This is a genomic window from Comamonas humi, assembly GCF_054782535.1.
The window spans coordinates 224133-240595 of record NZ_BAAGSH010000018.1; the positions used below are offsets into that span (position 1 = coordinate 224133).

15 protein-coding genes are annotated in these 16463 nt (G+C 66.6%); 2 read left to right on the forward strand and 13 right to left on the reverse strand.

Annotation, left to right across the window (positions count from 1 at the left end; all coding sequences use genetic code 11):
• Positions 1-8: 8 nt before the first annotated feature.
• Both ACYVKR_RS19140 and ACYVKR_RS19145 read right to left on the reverse strand, forming a co-directional pair.
• Complete coding sequence (locus tag ACYVKR_RS19140) at positions 9-962, reverse strand: LysR family transcriptional regulator (protein WP_460482548.1); 954 nt, start codon at positions 960-962, stop codon at positions 9-11.
• Complete coding sequence (locus tag ACYVKR_RS19145) at positions 962-1315, reverse strand: hypothetical protein (protein ID WP_460482549.1); 354 nt, start codon at positions 1313-1315, stop codon at positions 962-964. Before ACYVKR_RS19145 ends, ACYVKR_RS19140 begins: the two co-directional genes overlap by 1 nt.
• 429 nt (positions 1316-1744) lie before the next feature.
• On the opposite strand from ACYVKR_RS19145, the gene xth reads away from it, so the two are divergent.
• Positions 1745-2521 carry an exodeoxyribonuclease III gene (gene xth / locus ACYVKR_RS19150; protein WP_460482550.1) on the forward strand — a complete coding sequence of 259 codons (777 nt, stop codon included), beginning with the start codon at positions 1745-1747 and terminating at the stop codon, positions 2519-2521.
• 99 nt (positions 2522-2620) lie between these two features.
• Here the strand turns inward: xth and ACYVKR_RS19155 are convergent, their stop codons facing one another.
• The 3 genes from ACYVKR_RS19155 to ACYVKR_RS19165 are packed head-to-tail and all read right to left on the reverse strand — an operon-like array spanning position 2621 to position 6113.
• Positions 2621-3337, reverse strand: a complete 717-nt coding sequence (locus ACYVKR_RS19155; protein WP_460482551.1) for a sulfite exporter TauE/SafE family protein — start codon at positions 3335-3337, stop codon at positions 2621-2623.
• Positions 3334-4770 carry an amidohydrolase family protein gene (locus tag ACYVKR_RS19160; RefSeq protein WP_460482552.1) on the reverse strand — a complete coding sequence of 479 codons (1437 nt, stop codon included), beginning with the start codon at positions 4768-4770 and terminating at the stop codon, positions 3334-3336. Before ACYVKR_RS19160 ends, ACYVKR_RS19155 begins: the two co-directional genes overlap by 4 nt.
• Positions 4767-6113, reverse strand: coding sequence for a uracil-xanthine permease family protein (locus tag ACYVKR_RS19165; RefSeq protein WP_460482553.1), 1347 nt, complete (start codon positions 6111-6113; stop codon positions 4767-4769). Before ACYVKR_RS19165 ends, ACYVKR_RS19160 begins: the two co-directional genes overlap by 4 nt.
• 152 nt (positions 6114-6265) lie before the next feature.
• Between ACYVKR_RS19165 and ACYVKR_RS19170 the strand changes: the two genes are divergently transcribed.
• Positions 6266-7294 carry a LacI family DNA-binding transcriptional regulator gene (locus tag ACYVKR_RS19170; RefSeq protein ID WP_460482554.1) on the forward strand — a complete coding sequence of 343 codons (1029 nt, stop codon included), beginning with the start codon at positions 6266-6268 and terminating at the stop codon, positions 7292-7294.
• 58 nt (positions 7295-7352) lie between these two features.
• Here the strand turns inward: ACYVKR_RS19170 and ACYVKR_RS19175 are convergent, their stop codons facing one another.
• From ACYVKR_RS19175 to glnA, 8 genes are all read right to left on the reverse strand, one after another.
• Complete coding sequence (locus ACYVKR_RS19175) at positions 7353-8669, reverse strand: nucleobase:cation symporter-2 family protein (protein ID WP_460482555.1); 1317 nt, start codon at positions 8667-8669, stop codon at positions 7353-7355.
• Positions 8670-8719: 50 nt separating this feature from the next.
• Positions 8720-10105 carry an amidohydrolase family protein gene (locus ACYVKR_RS19180; RefSeq protein ID WP_460482556.1) on the reverse strand — a complete coding sequence of 462 codons (1386 nt, stop codon included), beginning with the start codon at positions 10103-10105 and terminating at the stop codon, positions 8720-8722.
• A 108-nt stretch (positions 10106-10213) separates the two neighbouring features.
• A complete protein-coding gene (locus ACYVKR_RS19185; protein ID WP_460482557.1) occupies positions 10214-11122 on the reverse strand; it encodes a LysR family transcriptional regulator in 909 nt (302 codons plus the stop codon).
• Positions 11123-11230: 108 nt separating this feature from the next.
• On the reverse strand, positions 11231-11497 hold the full coding sequence (locus ACYVKR_RS19190; protein WP_460482558.1) for a hypothetical protein: 267 nt from the start codon (positions 11495-11497) through the stop codon (positions 11231-11233).
• A gap of 97 nt (positions 11498-11594) precedes the next feature.
• Positions 11595-13163 (reverse strand): nitrogen regulation protein NR(I), encoded by a 1569-nt coding sequence (gene ntrC / locus ACYVKR_RS19195; RefSeq protein WP_460482559.1) that lies wholly within the window; start codon positions 13161-13163, stop codon positions 11595-11597.
• A 29-nt stretch (positions 13164-13192) separates the two neighbouring features.
• On the reverse strand, positions 13193-14263 hold the full coding sequence (glnL, locus tag ACYVKR_RS19200) for a two-component system sensor histidine kinase NtrB (RefSeq protein ID WP_460482560.1): 1071 nt from the start codon (positions 14261-14263) through the stop codon (positions 13193-13195).
• 7 nt (positions 14264-14270) lie between these two features.
• Entirely contained in the window at positions 14271-14789 is a 519-nt protein-coding gene (locus ACYVKR_RS19205; protein ID WP_460482561.1) for a hypothetical protein, read from the reverse strand.
• 164 nt (positions 14790-14953) lie between these two features.
• Positions 14954-16369, reverse strand: a complete 1416-nt coding sequence (gene glnA / locus ACYVKR_RS19210; RefSeq protein WP_460482562.1) for a glutamine synthetase family protein — start codon at positions 16367-16369, stop codon at positions 14954-14956.
• Positions 16370-16463: the final 94 nt, after the last annotated feature.

The window sequence follows — 16463 nt, forward strand, 5'->3', positions numbered from 1 at the left end:
GACCTCACTCAGGGTTCAGATGGGTTCCGGCTGGCCATGAAGAAATCCTGCATTGCCGAAGCCTCCTGCTCGAATCGATCGGACAGAAAATCCAGCAGTGCGCGAATCCGTGGTGGCATGAACTCGGTGCTATGCCTTACAGCATAAACGCCATCTTCGTTGAGATTGAATTCGGGAAGAATAATCCGAAGCTTGCCGGTACGAATACTGGAGGCCGCATCCCAAATGGTTTTGCGGGTGATGCCTCGCCCAGCAATGGCCCATTTGGTTGCGACTTCACCATCATTCACTTCCCACGAACGATCGCTAGGCACGGTGTAATTCCAGAATTTGCCGTCCTTGGCAAAATGGTATTCATTCAGAAGCCCGCGCTCGGTCGCAAGAACGACGAATTTATGCTGGGCAAGATCATCAGGAGTGAGCGGGGTTCCATGCGCAGCGAGATAATCCGGCGATGCGCACAGGACGCGGAAATTCGGTGCCAGCCGCCTTGCCACCAGCATGGATTGCGCGGGCCGGCCGAATCGGATGGCAATATCCACTCCCTCCTGGTGTAGATTCGAAAATGAATCGTTCAGAATGAGCGCAAGCTGGATGTCCTGGTGTTCTTGTACGAAGTCATTCAGCCAGTCGTCCAGCAGGCTTCTGCCAAAGTCCGTGGAGGCAGATATCCTGATTTTCCCCCGCACCGCCTTCTGCCCTGCCTGCAGCATGAACTCACCGTCTTCTATCGCACGCAATGCGATCATGCAGTGCGAGAGGTAGATCCGGCCTTCGTTGGTCAACTGCAGGTGGCGGGTGGTCCGGTGGAACAGCTTGACGCCCAGGAATCTCTCCAGCTTGGCAAGCCGGGCGCTCGCGGCGGCTGGCGAGAAACCCAGCTTGCTGCCAGCAGTGGTCAGGCTGCCCATGGCGGCAGCCTGTACAAATAGCCGCATATCCCCAAGGCGATCGGTTGCCATTATTGATTGATTCTCACTTCAGTGTTCGTTGAAAAATAAGCCGCCAGTTTCGGCGTGGTGCCGATAGCCGGGGGCTCCGTGACCAGCAGAACCCGGTTTGCGGCAACCGCAGACATTGCCGGTGTGGGTCTCTCTTGGTAAGGAAAAGTTCCAGCTGCTGCGCAGCCCATAGCGGCTGCAGTGGCCGCGCAGAAGGCCGCGGCGTCCAGGCCCTTCATCTGGTCACTGGAGGCCAATGCCAGGTGCAAGCGCTCTGGATAGAGCTGTTTGTGCTCGTCTTCTTTACCACCTTCTGCCACCACTGCGTTGCCAGATGTGCCTGGATGGACTGCCGGCAAAGAAAGACCTGCCATGCAGAGGTCCGCGGGTAAATGCATGGCAGGTTGGGGAAAATGGCGCTGGTGCATGGATGGTGGAATATGGATCTTGTTTGCTCTCGATGCCTTGGGTTATCTGACCGGGGGCTATCGCCATGATTCACACCATTGATGTAAATCATGTTGCAAGACATTGCCTTTCGCTATGATGAAAAATAGGGGGTAGAAGTCATTCCCGGCGCCTTTCTGCGTAGCTCTCGGACAGTGCCGGAACTGCTATCCCTTCTTGATTTTGTAATACTTATCGATCTTGTTGAATCCATTGTTGTTTGAAATAGTTTTCAACTTAGATTTGAAGTGCGACCGCGGTCTCGGCTGTCCTGCTTAAGCCCTGCCCTGCGTCCACCAGCCTCCGAGCCAAGGCACAATGGCGCCCATCATTGGATGAGATGCATTGGGTTTGCTATGAAGATAGGTACTTGGAACGTAAATTCCCTCTCCGTACGCCTGCCCCAAGTGCTGGACTGGCTGGCGGTGCAGCCGGTCGATGTGCTGGCGCTGCAGGAGCTCAAGCTCACGGACGACAAGTTTCCCCACGAGGCCTTCGCGCAGATCGGCTACCACGCGGTGGCGCATGGGCAGAAGACCTACAACGGCGTGGCCCTGCTGTCGCGCGAGCCGCTGGCCGACGTGGTGCGCAATATTCCCGGCCACGGCGACGAGCAGGCCCGGGTGATCGCCGCCACCGTGCCCAGCGCGGCGGGGCCGGTGCGGGTGATCAACGGCTATTTCGTCAATGGGCAGGAACCGGGCTCGGAAAAGTTCGCCTACAAGATGCGCTGGCTGGAGGCGCTGGCCGCCTGGGTGCAGCAGGAGCTGGACGCGCATCCGCGCCTGGTGCTGGTGGGCGATTTCAACGTCGCGCCGGAAGACCGCGATTCGTTCGACCCTGAAGGCCTGCGCGAGACCATCCACCACACGACCGAGGAGCGCAACCATTTCAAGGCGCTGCTGGCCTTGGGTTTGCACGACGCGTACCGCTTGTTCGAGCAGCCGGAGAAGAGCTTCAGCTGGTGGGACTACCGCATGCTGGGCTTCCAGAAGAACCGCGGCCTGCGCATCGACCACATCCTGGTGAGCGAGGCGCTGCGCGGCATGGTGTCGGCCTGCAGCATCGACCGCGCACCGCGCAAGAACAAGCAGCCCAGCGACCACGCACCGGTGGTGGTGGAGCTGGGTTGATAAAAAGTGAGCTGCTAGCGCTTTTTCAGCAAGGATTTCAAATAGTTTTCCTATTGAAATCCTTTGGTATAAAGCGCAAGCAGCTCTCTTTTTTGATACCTACCAGATCTGTCGCCCGATCAGCACCAGGCCCGAGGCGATCGCGAAGACCTGCACGAAGATGCGCAGAAAGCGCCCGTTGATGCGGTAGTGCACGAAGCGGCTGGCCAGCGCGCCTATCACCAGCGCGGGCAGCAGATACAGCGTGGCCATCAACTGCGGGCCCTGGATGTGGCCGGTGGCCAGCAGTGTGGCCAGCGACATCAGCTCGCCCACCAGGAAGCAGAAGGCCAGCGTGGCGCGCATGGTGGCCGGCGGCTGGTGCTGGTAGACCAGGGCCAGCGGCGGGCCGCCGATGCCGGTGGCGGTCTCGGTGACGCCGGTGATGAGGCCGGCCGTCACGAAGGCCGGACGGCCCGGCGAGAAGGCCGGCATCACCAGCGTGGCCAGCGAGGCGGCGATGGTGGACAGGCCGACGAACCAGGCCAGGTGGCTGGCGCTCAGCGCTGCCAGCACCCACAGCCCGCCGCCGGTGCCCAGCACGCGGCCGGCGGTGATCCAGTTGGCGCCGGGCCAGTCGATGGCGCCGCGCTCGCGCCACAGCACGTAGATGTTCAGCGGCAGCATCAGCACCAGCACGGAGACCGGCAACAGCTCGGGCCGCACCAGGCCGATCACCGGCGCGGTGATGAGCGCAAAGCCCATGCCGGTGGCCCCTTGCACAAAGGCGGCGCCCAGCACCACCAGCGAAAGCAGCAGCAGATGGGTCGCCGTCACGCAGCCTCCCCTGCCAACTGGTTGTGCAGGCGCCGGTGCTCGGCTGCCGTCGGGTGCAGGCGCTGGATCGGAGCCTGTGCGATGGCCTGGCCGGCCATGCTTGCCACCTGGCGCATCAGCGCGCGGGCGTCCCAGTCGGTGGGCCAGCCCTGCCACAGGCGTAGGCGGCCGTCGGTGAAGACGGCGTCGATCTGGTCGCGGTTGCCCAGACGCACCAGGTCCCAGGTCAGGTCCACCGAGGTGCACAGCTCGGGCGTGTCCACGTCGAGCAGCAGAAAGTCGGCCGCCTTGCCGACGGCAATCTCGCCGATGAGATGGTCGAGCCCGATGGCGCGCGCGCCCTCGCAGGTGGCGTGGTCGAACCAGGTCCAGCCGCCGCCGCACGAGGCATCGCCGATGGCCAGGCTGTGCGCGAGCTTCTGCGCGGCCTCGGCCGCGTCCATCAGGCGGAAGGCGTCGGCTCGGGTGGAATCGGTGCCCAGGCCGAAGCGTATGCCCAGCGCTGCCATCAGCTGGGCCTGCGCCACGGCATTGCCCTTCCACTGGCTGGCGACGGGGTTGTAGGCCACGGCGGTGTCGGTGCGGCGCAGCAGTTGCAGCTCGGGCGGCGTGACCAGCGTGCCGTGCGCGATCAGCACCTGCGGGCCGAGCGCGCCCAGGTGGGCCAGCAGCTCCAGCGGGCGCAGGCCGCGCTGCACCACCGAGCGCTCGACCGATGCCAGGTGCTCGTTCACATGGGTCTGGAAGATGGTCTTCGCCTCGGCGCACAGGCGCGAGACGGCGGCCAGCATCTCGTCCGAGGCCGCCTCGGGCACCGAGATGGCCAGCGACGGGTGGACCAGCTCAGCGCCCTGCCACCGGCTCAGGAATTGCTCGGCGCCCTGTTTCAGGCTGCGGCGCTGCTCGGCCGTGCTGTCGTTGCCGCCGTCGTTGCAGATCAGGCCCATCACGCAGCGCAGGCCGGCCTCCTGCGTGGCCCGGGCCAGCGCGGCTATGTCGCCCTTGGCGCGGGTGCCGGCGTCGCACACGGTGGTGAAGCCGCCGCGCAGCGACTCCAGCGCGGCGAGCTTGGAGACGAGGTAGACGAACTCGTCGTCCAGGCTGGCCTCGAGCGGCACCCAGACGCGGCGGAAGATCTCCGAAGGCTCGCCATAGGCCAGCGACTTGCCGAAGGACTGCGTCAGGTGGTGGTGCACGTCGATCATGCCGGGCATGATCGCGCGGCCGGGCAGTTCCAGCGGCGCCAGGTGCGGGTAGCGCGCGGCGAGCTCGGCCGCGGGGCCGATGTCGGCAAAGCGGCCGTCCTGGACCAGCACGGCATGGCCGCGCACTGGGCCGTCGCGCAGGAACAGGTGCTCGGGGGCCAGCAGCAGGGCCGGCGCCTGCAGCGCATCGGCCAGAGCGGCGGAGTCGGTAGCTAAAGTGGATTTCATGGTGCGGTAGGCGCCTGCCCTGCGGCGGCGGCTTCTTGTTGATTGTGGCCCGAAGGCAGGTGGTGGAACACGATGTTGAGGAAGATGGCGGTGAGCGAGCCAATGGCGAGGCCGTTGCCCAGCACCATCTGCAACGTGGGCGGAAATTTGGTGTAGAGCCCGGGCACCACGATGGGCAGCAGGCCCATGGTCAGCGCGCAGGCCAGGATGAACATGTTGCTGCGCTGGTGCAGCTCCACGCGGCGCAGCATGTCGATGCCGATGGTGCCGATGATGGCGAACACGATCAGCGCCGTGCCGCCCACGACAGCAGCGGGAATGGCGTTGGCCAGCCGGCCCAGCGGAGCCAGCAGCGCGATGGCCACCAGGATCAGGCCGGCTGCCGCCGTCACATAGCGCGAGCGCACGTTGGTGGCGCGCACGATGCCGACGTTCTCGCCGCTGGTGATGATCATCGAGGTGCCGAACAGCCCGCCGGCCAGCGACATCAGCGCGTCGCCGCGGATGGTGCGCGGCACGATCTCGCGCGGCTTGACCTCCTTGCCGACGATCTCGGCCACCGCCATGGTCTGGCCCGTGGCCTCGACCATGGAGATCACGCTGAAGATCAGCAGCGGCAGCGCGGCCAGCAGGTCGAAGCGCGGCATGCCGAAAGGCAGCAGCGTGGGCGCGCTCAGCACCGGGCCCGAGACCACGCCCGCTATGTCGACCAGGCCAAAGGCCGCCGCCAGCAAGGTGCCGGCCACCAGCCCGAGCAGCACCGACAGCTGCCCCAGCATGCCCTTGAAGACGCGGGCGAACAGCACGGTGAAGGCGATGGTCGCCACCGCCAGCCCGATGTTGGCCGGGTCGCCGAAAGTCGGCGAGCCGGGCTTGCCGGCGATGATGCCGCCATAGACCTTGACCAGGTTGACCGACACCAGGATGAGCAGCGTGCCGATCACGATCTTCGGAAAATACTTGAGGCAGCGCGTGAACACCGGCAGCACCAGGAAGTAGAACAGCGCCGTCAGGATCACCGCGCCCGAGGCCGTCTGCAGGTCGCGCTGCTGCGCGATGGTGAGGAACATCACCACCGGCGCGCCGCCCGGCACCATCATGAAGGGCAGCTTGGAGCCCATCTTCCACGGCCCTAGTGACTGCAGCAGCGAGCCCAGCCCGCACAGCAGGAAGGTGGCGCTGATCAGGTTCACCGTCAGCGCCGCCGACAGGTCCAGCGCCTTGGCCACCAGAAACACCGAGGTGATGGGCACCGCCGCCATCACCAGCACGTGCTGCAGGCCGAACAGCAGCATCTGCGACCAGGGCAGCATCGCATCGACAGGCTCTTGTTCTCGGGACATGGTTGGTTCCTCGACAATCGTTACCCAAAACGATTTGGGTCAGGGGTTCAAAAAATCCGCCGGGCGGCGGGGTGTACATTTTTCAACATCCATGTTTCCCAAAACGATTTGGGTCACGGGCACAATTGAAGCATCAAATCTTGGAAAGATCAATGCCTGATTTTCCCCAGCGCGTCACCATCAAGGATGTGGCCCGCGAAGCCGGCGTCTCGCCCACCACGGTGTCGCATGCCCTCAACGAGCGCGGCCAGGTGGACGCCCAGACCCGCGCCCGCGTGCAGCAGGCCGCCGCCCGGCTCGGCTACCGGCCCAACCGCCACGCGCAGCGCCTGCGCACCGGCGAGGCGCACATGATCGTGCTGCTGTCGTCCATGCCCTTCGCGGTGGCCGGCGGCCCTTCGCGCCTGGGTTTCATGATGGAGGTGGCGGCCGTGGCCGCCGCCGCGGCGCTGGACCGGGGCCTCGCCCTGGTGCTGGCGCCGCCGATGGAAAGCGGCACCGTGCCGCTCGAGCTGCTGGAGGTAGACGGCGCGCTGGTGATCGAGCCTTCGGCCGACGACGCCAACCTCGCCTACCTGCAGCGCCGCGGCCTGCCGGTGGTGACGATCGGGCGGCCCGGCAGCCAGCCCGGGGCCGTGCCGCACGTCGACATCCACTCGGCCCACACCACGCAGCTGCTACTCGACCACCTGCATGCCCAGGGCGCGCGCCAGATCGCGATGATCCTCGGTACCGAGCCTCGCAATTCCTACGTGGAGGCCCGCGCCTGCTACGAGCGCTTTGTGGGCCAGCACGGCCTGCCCCTTTTGCTGGAAACGGCCGACGAGGTGCGGGGCGAGGCCGGCGGCGAGCAGGCTGCCGCCGCGCTGCTGGCGGCCCATCCCGGAATCGATGCGCTGTGCGTGCCCATCGACGCCTTCGCCGTCGGCGCCGCCCGGGCCGTGCAGGCCCTGGGCCGCCGCATTCCGCAGGACGTGATGGTCGCCACCCGCTACGACGGCCTGCGCGCCCGCAGCTGCGAGCCGCCGCTGACGGCCGTGAACCTGCACCTGGACCAGGTGGCGCACCAGGCGATCGATCTGTTGTTCGACCACCTGCGCGGCGAGACCGCCCAGGTGGCCGTGCCCGGGCCGCTGGCCGAGCTGGTGGTGCGCGAATCGTCGAACCGCGCCGCCCTATAGTATTGATAGCTGTTAGCGCTTATTGGATAAGCGCCAGAGCCATTTTTGGCTGAATATTTCAGGCGGGCTCGCCCTCTTCCGCCTCTGCCTTTTCCCAGCCGGGCAGCACCAGGTTCAGCGCCACGGCCACCAGGGCGCCCACGGTGATGCCCGAGCCGAACACCTCGCGCACGAAGGCCGGTAGGCGGGCGAGCAGATCGGGGCGCACCGTCACCGCCAGGCCGCAGCCCAGCGAGACGGCGATGATCAGGCTGTTTCGCTTGGTGTGCTCGCAGCCGCTGAGCATGCGGATGCCGGCCGAGATGATCATGGCAAACATCATCAGGCCCGCGCCGCCCAGCACCGGCAGCGGGATCGTGACCACCACCGCGCCCAGCACCGGGAACAGGCCGGCCACCACCAGCAGCACGCCGGTCAGCATCACCACATGGCGGCTGGCCACGCCGGTGAGCGACACCACGCCCACGTTCTGCGCAAAGGTGGACAGCGGCGGGCTGGACATGATGGCCGCGAAGGCCGAGCCCACGCCGTCGCAGAGGATGCCGCTGGACAGGCGCTTGCCGTCGATGCGGGTCTGCGTGGCCGCGCCCAGCGCCATGAAGGTGCCGGTGGTCTCGACGATGGTGACCAGGAAGGCGATGGACATAGCGACGATGCCCGACACCGGGAACGCCATGCCGAAGTGCATGGGCTGCGGGATGGCGAACACCTGCGCGTCCCGCACCTGCGAGAAATCGATCAGCCCCAGCGCCAGGCACAGCACGTAGCCGCCCAGGATGCCGAGCACCACGGCGCAGGCCGAGACCATGCCCTTGCCCCACTGCACGAAGGCGATCACCAGCAGCAGCACGAAGGCGGCGATGGCCAGGTGGCCGACCGCGCCGTAGCTCGCGCTGCCCACGCCGCCGGCGGCCCAGTCGACGGCCACCGGTGTCAGCGACAGGCCGATCATCGTGACGACCACGCTGGTCACCGTGTGCGGAAAGAAGCGCCGTATCACCGGCATGAAATAGCTGCCGACGATCATCACCAGCGAGCCCACCAGCGACGAGCCGAGGATGCCCGGCACGCCGTGCTCCAGCCCCACGCTGATGCCCGCGCCGACGAAGGCGAAGCTCGTGCCCATCACGCAGGGCAGCCGGATGCCGATGGGGCCGACGCCCCGGCACTGGATGATGGTGACCAGGCCCGAGCCCAGCAGCGCCGCGTTCACCAGCGCGATCACCTGGTCGGCCGGCAGCTTGAGCGCGCCGCCGAACACCAGCGGCACGGCGATGATCCCGCCCAGCGCCGCCAGCAGGTGCTGCAGCGACAGCAGGGCCGAGGTGATGAACAGCGGCGGACGGTCCTCCACCTTGTACAGCAGTTGTTCCATGTCTTGTCTCCTGAATATTTATGTGTGTTTTCGATGGGATGCTGCGGGCGTCAGTGCCCGGCAGCGCGCTCGAACAGGGTGCGGGCCAGGTCGCGGTGGCGGCCCAGCACCACCGGCAGGTCGGCGGTGAGCAGGCCTCCACCCTCCACCACCACGCGGCCGTTGATGACGCTGGTATCGACGTTGGTCGGCGTGCAGAACACCAGCGCCGCCACCGGGTCGTGGCCGGCGCCGGCATAGCCGACCTGGGACATGTCGAAGGCCACGAAGTCGGCCGACATGCCGGGCGCGAGGGCGCCGATATCGTCGCGGTTGAGCACGCGCGCTCCGCCCAGCGTGGCGATCTCCAGCGCCTCCCGGGCACTCATCGCCGCCGGGCCGTAGCCCACGCGCTGCAGCAGCATGGCCTGGCGCGCCTCGCCCAGCATGTGGGCGCCGTCGTTCGAGGCGCTGCCGTCCACGCCCAGCGCCACGGGCACGCCCGCGTCGCGCATGGTGCGGATCGGTGCGATGCCCGAGGCCAGGCGCATGTTGGAGCACGGGCAGTGCGCCACGCCGGTGCCGGTGCGCGCAAACAGGGCGATGCCCTCGGGGTCGAGCTTGACGCAGTGGGCATGCCACACGTCGCGGCCCACCCAGCCCAGGTCCTCGGCGTACTGCGCGGGCGTGAGGCCGAATTTCTCGCGCGAGAAGGCCACGTCGTTGTCGTTCTCGGCCAGGTGGGTGTGCAGCGACACGCCGTGCGCGCGGGCCAGCACGGCCGATTCGCGCATCAGGTCGCGCGTGACCGAGAACGGCGAGCACGGGGCCAGCACCACGCGCAGCATGGAGTGGCGCGAGCCGTCGTGGTACTGCTGGATCAGGCGCAGGCTGTCGCGCAGGATGGCTTCTTCCTCCTCGACCACCACGTCGGGCGGCAGGCCGCCCTTGCTGCGGCCCAGGCTCATCGAGCCGCGCGCGGCGTGGAAGCGCATGCCCATCTGCTGCGCGGCGGCAATGGAGTCGTCCAGGCGCGAGCCGTGGGGGTACAGGTACAGGTGGTCGCTGGTCGTGGTGCAGCCCGATAGCATCAGCTCGGCCATGGCGGTCTGCGTGGAGATGTGGATCATCTCGGGCGTCAGGTGCGACCACAGCATGTAGAGGTTGGTGAGCCACGAGAACAGCTCGGCGTCCTGCGCGGCGGGCACGGCGCGCGTCAGGCTCTGGTACATATGGTGGTGGGTGTTGACCAGGCCGGGGATCACGACCTTGCCGCGCAGGTCGAGCACCCGGGCCGTGCCCTCGTCGGCCATGCGGCGGTAGTGCTCGGGCAGGTCGGCCGTAGCCCCCACCCATTGCACGGCGGGGCCGTCGGCCACCAGGGCGCCGTCACGGATCTCGCGGCGCTCGGAATCCATGGTCACCAGCACATCGGCGTGCAAGGCTATCAGCGTCATGCTGCGTCTCTCCAGAAGTTGCGATGTGCGCCACTCTAGAAGGGATCACGTATCTGCGATAGCACAGAATTCCGCTTTATATGTCCACAAAAAGTGGACATCTGGCACTCACAGGCTGGTGCTGAACAGCCGGGCCAGCGTGGCGCCGATGTCGGTGGCCATCAGCTCGGCCGCGGCGCTGAGCGTGGCCTCGGTGCGGGCCGCCAGCACCAGGGTCTGGCGCGGCAGGTCGTGGCCGCGCAGCGGCACGTAGACCAAGGCGCCGCGCTGGCGCTCTTCCATGATGTCCAGCGGATTGAGCAGCGCCATGCCGCCGCCCTGGATGACCAGGCTCTGGATGAAGGCCATCGAGGTGGACTCGGCCACCGGCGTGACCTCGATGGCGTGGCGGGCGAAGGCCTCGTCCAGGATGGTGCGTATGCTCAGCACCGGTGCAGGCAGGATCAGCGGATGCCCCACGCACTCGCTGAGCAGCACCGACGGCTGCCCCGCCAGCGGGTGGCCGGGCACCACGACGGCGCCGATCGGCCATTCGCTCACGGCCAGCCGGCGCAGCGCCGGGCTGGCCGCCAGGTCGTAGCCCAGGCCGAGGTCGCAGTCCCCGCGCTCGACCGCGGCGACGATCTCCGCGATCGTCAGGTCGTTGACGCTGACGGCAATGCCCGGGTAGCGCTGGCGGAAGTCGTGCACCAGCGACGGCAGCAGCGCCCCCGCCAGCCCGGCGGTGGCGGCGATGGTGATGCGGCCGCGGCGCGCGCCCTTGAACTCCTCGATGCGCTCGCCCAGCGCCTGGTAGTCGCGCAGCGTGGCGCGCACGTGGGCCAGCACCATCTCGCCGGTGGGCGTGAGGCGCAGGCGGCGGTTGATGCGGTCGAACAGCGGCGCGCCCAGCTCGGCCTCGAGTTCGAGGATCTGGCGGTTCACCGCCGTGGGCGCCACGTGCAGGTGCTCGGCGGCCTTGCGGATCGAGCCGCGCCGCACCACTTCGTCGAAGTATTTCAGGACTCTGGCGTGCATCGGCGCAGTGTAGGGCCTGTTCGGCCCCGGGGCGTCAACGCCATCCAGCATGGCAGGTAGGCATGAAAAAGGCCCGTGGAAACGGGCCTTGCCTGGAAGGAGTGGCTGTCAGTGCCAAATTTTGGTGATGGTGGCAAACAGCCCGACGGCGGCCAGCATGCTGCCGATGCACCACTTGATGATTTCTGTTTGCGCCTGGGCGATCTTGGCTTCCAGCGAACCCCTGGCGTCCTGCAGATCTCCGCGGGTAGCCAGTTGCGAAGCGTGCAGCGAATATCGCCGGTCGATCTCTTTGTTGATCGACTCGGCTACGGCCTTCGCCTTGTCGGCGGGCACATTCACCGCGGTGAGTGCTTCGTAGATTTCAAGCTCCATGGCTTCAGTGTACTCTTTCCAACAAAAACCCAGGCGCTTTGCGCGCAAGGCGCACGGTCTTTCCTCGGGTTGGGAGTGAGCTGCCTTACCCCTACATTCACTCCTCATCCTCCGCATCCAGCCCCAGTTCCTGGATCTTGCGCGTGATGGTGTTGCGCCCTATGCCCAGGCGCTGCGCCGCCTCGGTGCGGCGGCCGTGGGTGGCGGCCAGTGCGGTGCGGATCAGCTGCGACTCGAAGCTGCGCGACAGCACATCCCACACGTCATTGCGCCCGGCGCGCAGCAGGGTCTGGGCCTCGCGGGCCAGCAGCGGCTCCCAGCCGGCCACGCCCTGCCCTTCGACGGCCGGTGCCTGCGGCGGCGGCACCGGCGCGGCGGCAGGTTCGGTCGGTGTGCTGTTGATCACTATGCTTTTGGGAGCATCTACCGCAGGTACATCAAGCGCTTGAGCGGTATTTCTGTCTGCATGGACTTCCACGGCCATGGCGGGCGATTGCAGCACCTCGGGCGGCAGGTCCTGCGCCGAGACGCGCTGCGTGGGCGCCATCACCGTCAGCCAGTGGCAGATGTTCTCGAGCTGGCGCACATTGCCCGGAAAGCCGAACTGGGCCAGCCGCTGCACCGCGGCGTCGGACAGCAGCTTGGGCTCCACGCCCAGCTGCTGCGCGCTGACCTGCAGGAAGTGGCGGGCCAGCATGGGAATGTCGTCGCGGCGCTCGCGCAGCGGTGGCAGCCGCAGGCGGATCACGTTCAGGCGGTGGAACAGGTCCTCGCGGAAGGCGCCGTTCTTCACGCGCTCCTCCAGGTGCTGGTGCGTGGCGGCGATCACGCGCACATGCGACTTGACCGGCACATGGCCGCCGACGCGGTAGAAATGCCCGTCCGACAGCACGCGCAGCAGCCGCGTCTGCAGGTCGAACGGCATGTCGCCGATCTCGTCGAGGAACAGCGAGCCGCCCTCGGCCTGCTCGAAGCGCCCGCGCCGCTGGGTCTGCGCGCCGGTGAAGGCGCCGCGCTCGTGGCCGAAGAGTTCGGATTCGAGCAGGTCCTTGGGGATCGCCGCGGTGTTGATGGCCACGAAGGGCCCGCCCGACACCGGCGAGTGCTTGTGCAGCGCGCGCGCCACCAGCTCCTTGCCGGTGCCGGATTCGCCGGTCACCAGCACGGTGACGGCGCTCTGGCTCAGGCGGCCGATGGCGCGGAACACGTCCTGCATCGCGGGCGCCTGGCCCAGCATCTCGGCGCCGTTGCCCAGGCGCGGCGCGGCCTGCACCTGGGTCTGGCTTTCCTGCACGGCGCGCTGGATCAGCTCGACCGCCTTGGGCACGTCGAAGGGCTTGGGCAGGTACTCGAACGCACCGCGCTGGAAGGCCGAGACGGCGCTGTCCAGGTCGGAGAACGCCGTCATGATGATGACGGGCAGGTGCGGATGCTGGGCATGGACCTGCTCCAGCAGCTGCAGCCCGTTGCCTCCGGGCATGCGGATGTCGCTCACCAGCACCGAGGGCGGCTGCGCCTGCGGATCGGCCTCGTCCATGGACTCCAGCGCCTGCAGCACCTCCTGCGGGTGCACGAAGCTGCGCGTGGGCATGTGTTCGCGCGCCAGGGCCTTTTCGAGCACAAAGCGAATCGAAGGGTCGTCATCCACTATCCAGATCGGTTTCATCGCTTGGCTTGCCCTTCCCTGTTACAGCTCTATCCGGTCAATGGCAGCAGGATGCGAAAGTCCGTGCGTCCCGGCTCGCTCTCGCATTCGATCAGCCCTTCGTGCCGCTGCACAAAGGTCTGTGCCAGCGGCAGGCCCAGGCCTGTGCCACCCGCGCGACCCGTCACCAGCGGATAGAAGATGCGCTCCTTGATTTCCGCAGGAATGCCGGGTCCGTTGTCGATGACATGCAATTCCAATGCCAACTTGTGGCGCTTGCGGCCCAGCGTGAGCTGGCGCGCAATGCGGGTGCGCAGCGTGATGCGGGCGGCGGACTCCTGCATCTGCGGCTCCAGCGCCTGCGCGGCGTTCTGCACGATGTTCAGCAGCGCCTGGATCAGCTGCTCACGGTCGCCGCGGATCTCGGGCAGCGAGGCGTCGTAGTCGCGCTCCAGCAGCAGCTGCGGGTACTCCAGCAGCACCAGCAGGCAGACGCGCTCGCACACCTCGTGGATGTTCACGTCGCCCACGGTGTGCGGATGGCGGTGAGGTTCGAGCAGGCGGTCGACCAGGCTCTGCAGGCGGTCGGCCTCGTGGATGATGACCTCGGTGTACTCCTTGAGCGCCGGGTCGGGCAGGTCCATGTCGAGCAGTTGCGCCGCGCCGCGGATGCCGCCCAGCGGGTTCTTGATCTCGTGCGCCAGGTTGCGGATCAGCTCCTTGTTGGCCATGGCCTGCTCGCGCACGCGCTCCTCGCGGTCCTGGCGCACCTGCTGCTCGAAGGGCCACATCTCGACCAGGATCTCCGAGCCCTCCATCCACCACGACAGGTTGACGTGCACCGGCGTGCCCTCGTGCAGGCTGCGCCGCAGCTGGCCCTCGAAGCGCAGTGACGAGAAGCGCTGGCCGCGCGCATCGACCAGCGCGCGGTACAGCAGCTCGTCATCCTGGAAGAACAGTCCCAGGTCATGGCCCAGGATCTGGCGGCGCGACACGCCAAGCGCATCTTCCAGCGCGGCATTGACGCGCAGTGCGGCGCCGTCGAGGCCGATGACGGCCGCCAGCGTCGCCATCTGTTCGAGGCCGAGCCAGAAGGGATCGTCCGACTGCATGGAAGGCATGGGGGATTCAGTTGGAAGGCGCAGGCAGGCGCGACAGTTCGCGCTGGATGCCGGCGATGTCGCTGTCCACCCGCGTCATCTCGGTCTTCATGTCGGAGATGCGCTGGTTGTAGAACGCGGGGTTGCGCATCTCGAGCGCATTCTTCTGCGGCTCGCCGTTGTTGTACTCGCGCTGCAGCTCGGCCTTGCGGGCCTCGGCCTTGCGCAGTTCCGATTCCAGAATCATCCGCGCATCGGACTCGCGCGCCCGCTGCTCGGCCGTATTGGCCTTGGCGCTGGCCGGCGCGGGCGCCGCCGCGCGCGGGGTGCTGGCGGCAGGCTTGGGGGCCGCGCCCGAAGCCGCCGGCGACGGCCGCGTTCCCTGCACCACGGTGACATTGCCGCCCTCGATCAGCTTGCAGTTGCGGCTGCGGGCCTGCGAAAGGTCATTGGTGTATTCGTTGCCGCAGCGGTAAATCCTGTCCTGGGCCAGCGCACCCTGCGCGCAGCCCGCCATCGCGGCCAACATCAGCAATTTCTTGTACATAGCGGCAGTATGCTCTCCCAACTCCAGGCCGCAAGTATCACGCAAGCCTGGCGACCCCACTGCAAATATTGCGCAGTGTATGGGTAAAGAGCCGCGGGCCCCGCAACAGTTCCGCGGCCACGAAAAAAGCGGCACGAGGCCGCTTTCTTGGGGGTGCGCAGTGCTTACAGCGAGAAGTACATGTCGTACTCGGCCGGATGCACGGACATGCGCATGCGCGTGACTTCGCTCATCTTCAGCTCGATGTAGGCGTCGAGCATGCTGTCGCTGAACACGCCGCCCTTGGTCAGGAAGGCGCGGTCCTTGTCCAGCTCTTCCAGTGCCTGGTCGAGGCTGTGGCACACGGTGGGCACCAGCTTGTCTTCCTCGGGCGGCAGGTGGTACAGGTCCTTGGTGGCGGCTTCGCCCGGGTGGATCTTGTTTTCCACGCCATCGAGGCCGGCCATCAGCAGCGCTGCGAAGCCCAGGTAGGGGTTCATCAGCGGATCGGGGAAGCGGGCTTCGACGCGGCGGCCCTTGGGGTTGGCCACGTAGGGGATACGGATCGAGGCCGAGCGGTTCTTGGCCGAGTAGGCCAGCTTCACCGGGGCTTCGAAGTGCGGCACCAGGCGCTTGTAGCTGTTGGTGCCGGGGTTGGTGATGGCGTTCAGCGCGCGGGCGTGCTTGATGATGCCGCCGATGTAGTACAGCGCGTAGTCCGACAGGCCGGCGTAGCCGTCACCGGCGAACAGGTTCTTGCCGTCCTTCCACACGGACTGGTGCACGTGCATGCCCGAGCCGTTGTCGCCGTGGTAGGGCTTGGGCATGAAGGTGGCGGTCTTGCCGTAGGCGTTGGCCACGTTGTGGATCACGTACTTCTGCAGCATGGTCCAGTCGGCGCGCTCCACCAGCGTGGAGAAACGCGTGCCGATCTCGTTCTGGCCGGCGCCCGCCACTTCGTGGTGGAACACTTCGACCGGAATGCCCACGGCTTCGAGCACCAGCGACATCTCGGCGCGCATGTCGTGCGTGCTGTCGACCGGGGGCACGGGGAAGTAGCCGCCCTTGACGGTGGGACGGTGGCCACGGTTGCCGCCGTCGAGCTTGGAGCCGGTGTTCCAGGGGGCTTCGTACTCTTCGATCTCGTAGAAGGTGTTGTTCGGCTCGGTGCTCCAGCGCACGCCGTCGAACAGGAAGAACTCGGGCTCGGGGCCGAAGAAGGCGGTGTCGCCCAGGCCGGAGGCCTTCAGGTAGGCTTCGGCGCGCTTGGCGATGGAACGCGGATCGCGGTCGTAGGCCTTGCCGTCGCCCGGCTCGATCACGTCGCAGGTCAGCACCAGGGTCGGCTCTTCGAAGAAGGGGTCGATCACGGCCGTGCTCGGGTCGGGCATCAGCTGCATGTCGGAGGCTTCGATGCCCTTCCAGCCGGCGATGGACGAACCGTCGAATGCGTGGCCCGAGGTGAACTTGTCTTCGTCAAAGTGCGACACGGGCACGGTCACGTGCTGCTGCTTGCCGCGGGTATCGGTGAAGCGGAAGTCCACGAACTTGACTTCGTTCTCTTGCACCATGCTGATCACATCTGCAACGGTCTTGGCCATCGAATTCTCCAAAAGAAATGTGCTCGGTTGAAAATCGTACGCGGTATCTTAAGCAGATTGCGTGCCAGCCTGATGACTGTCTTTGCCGGCACTT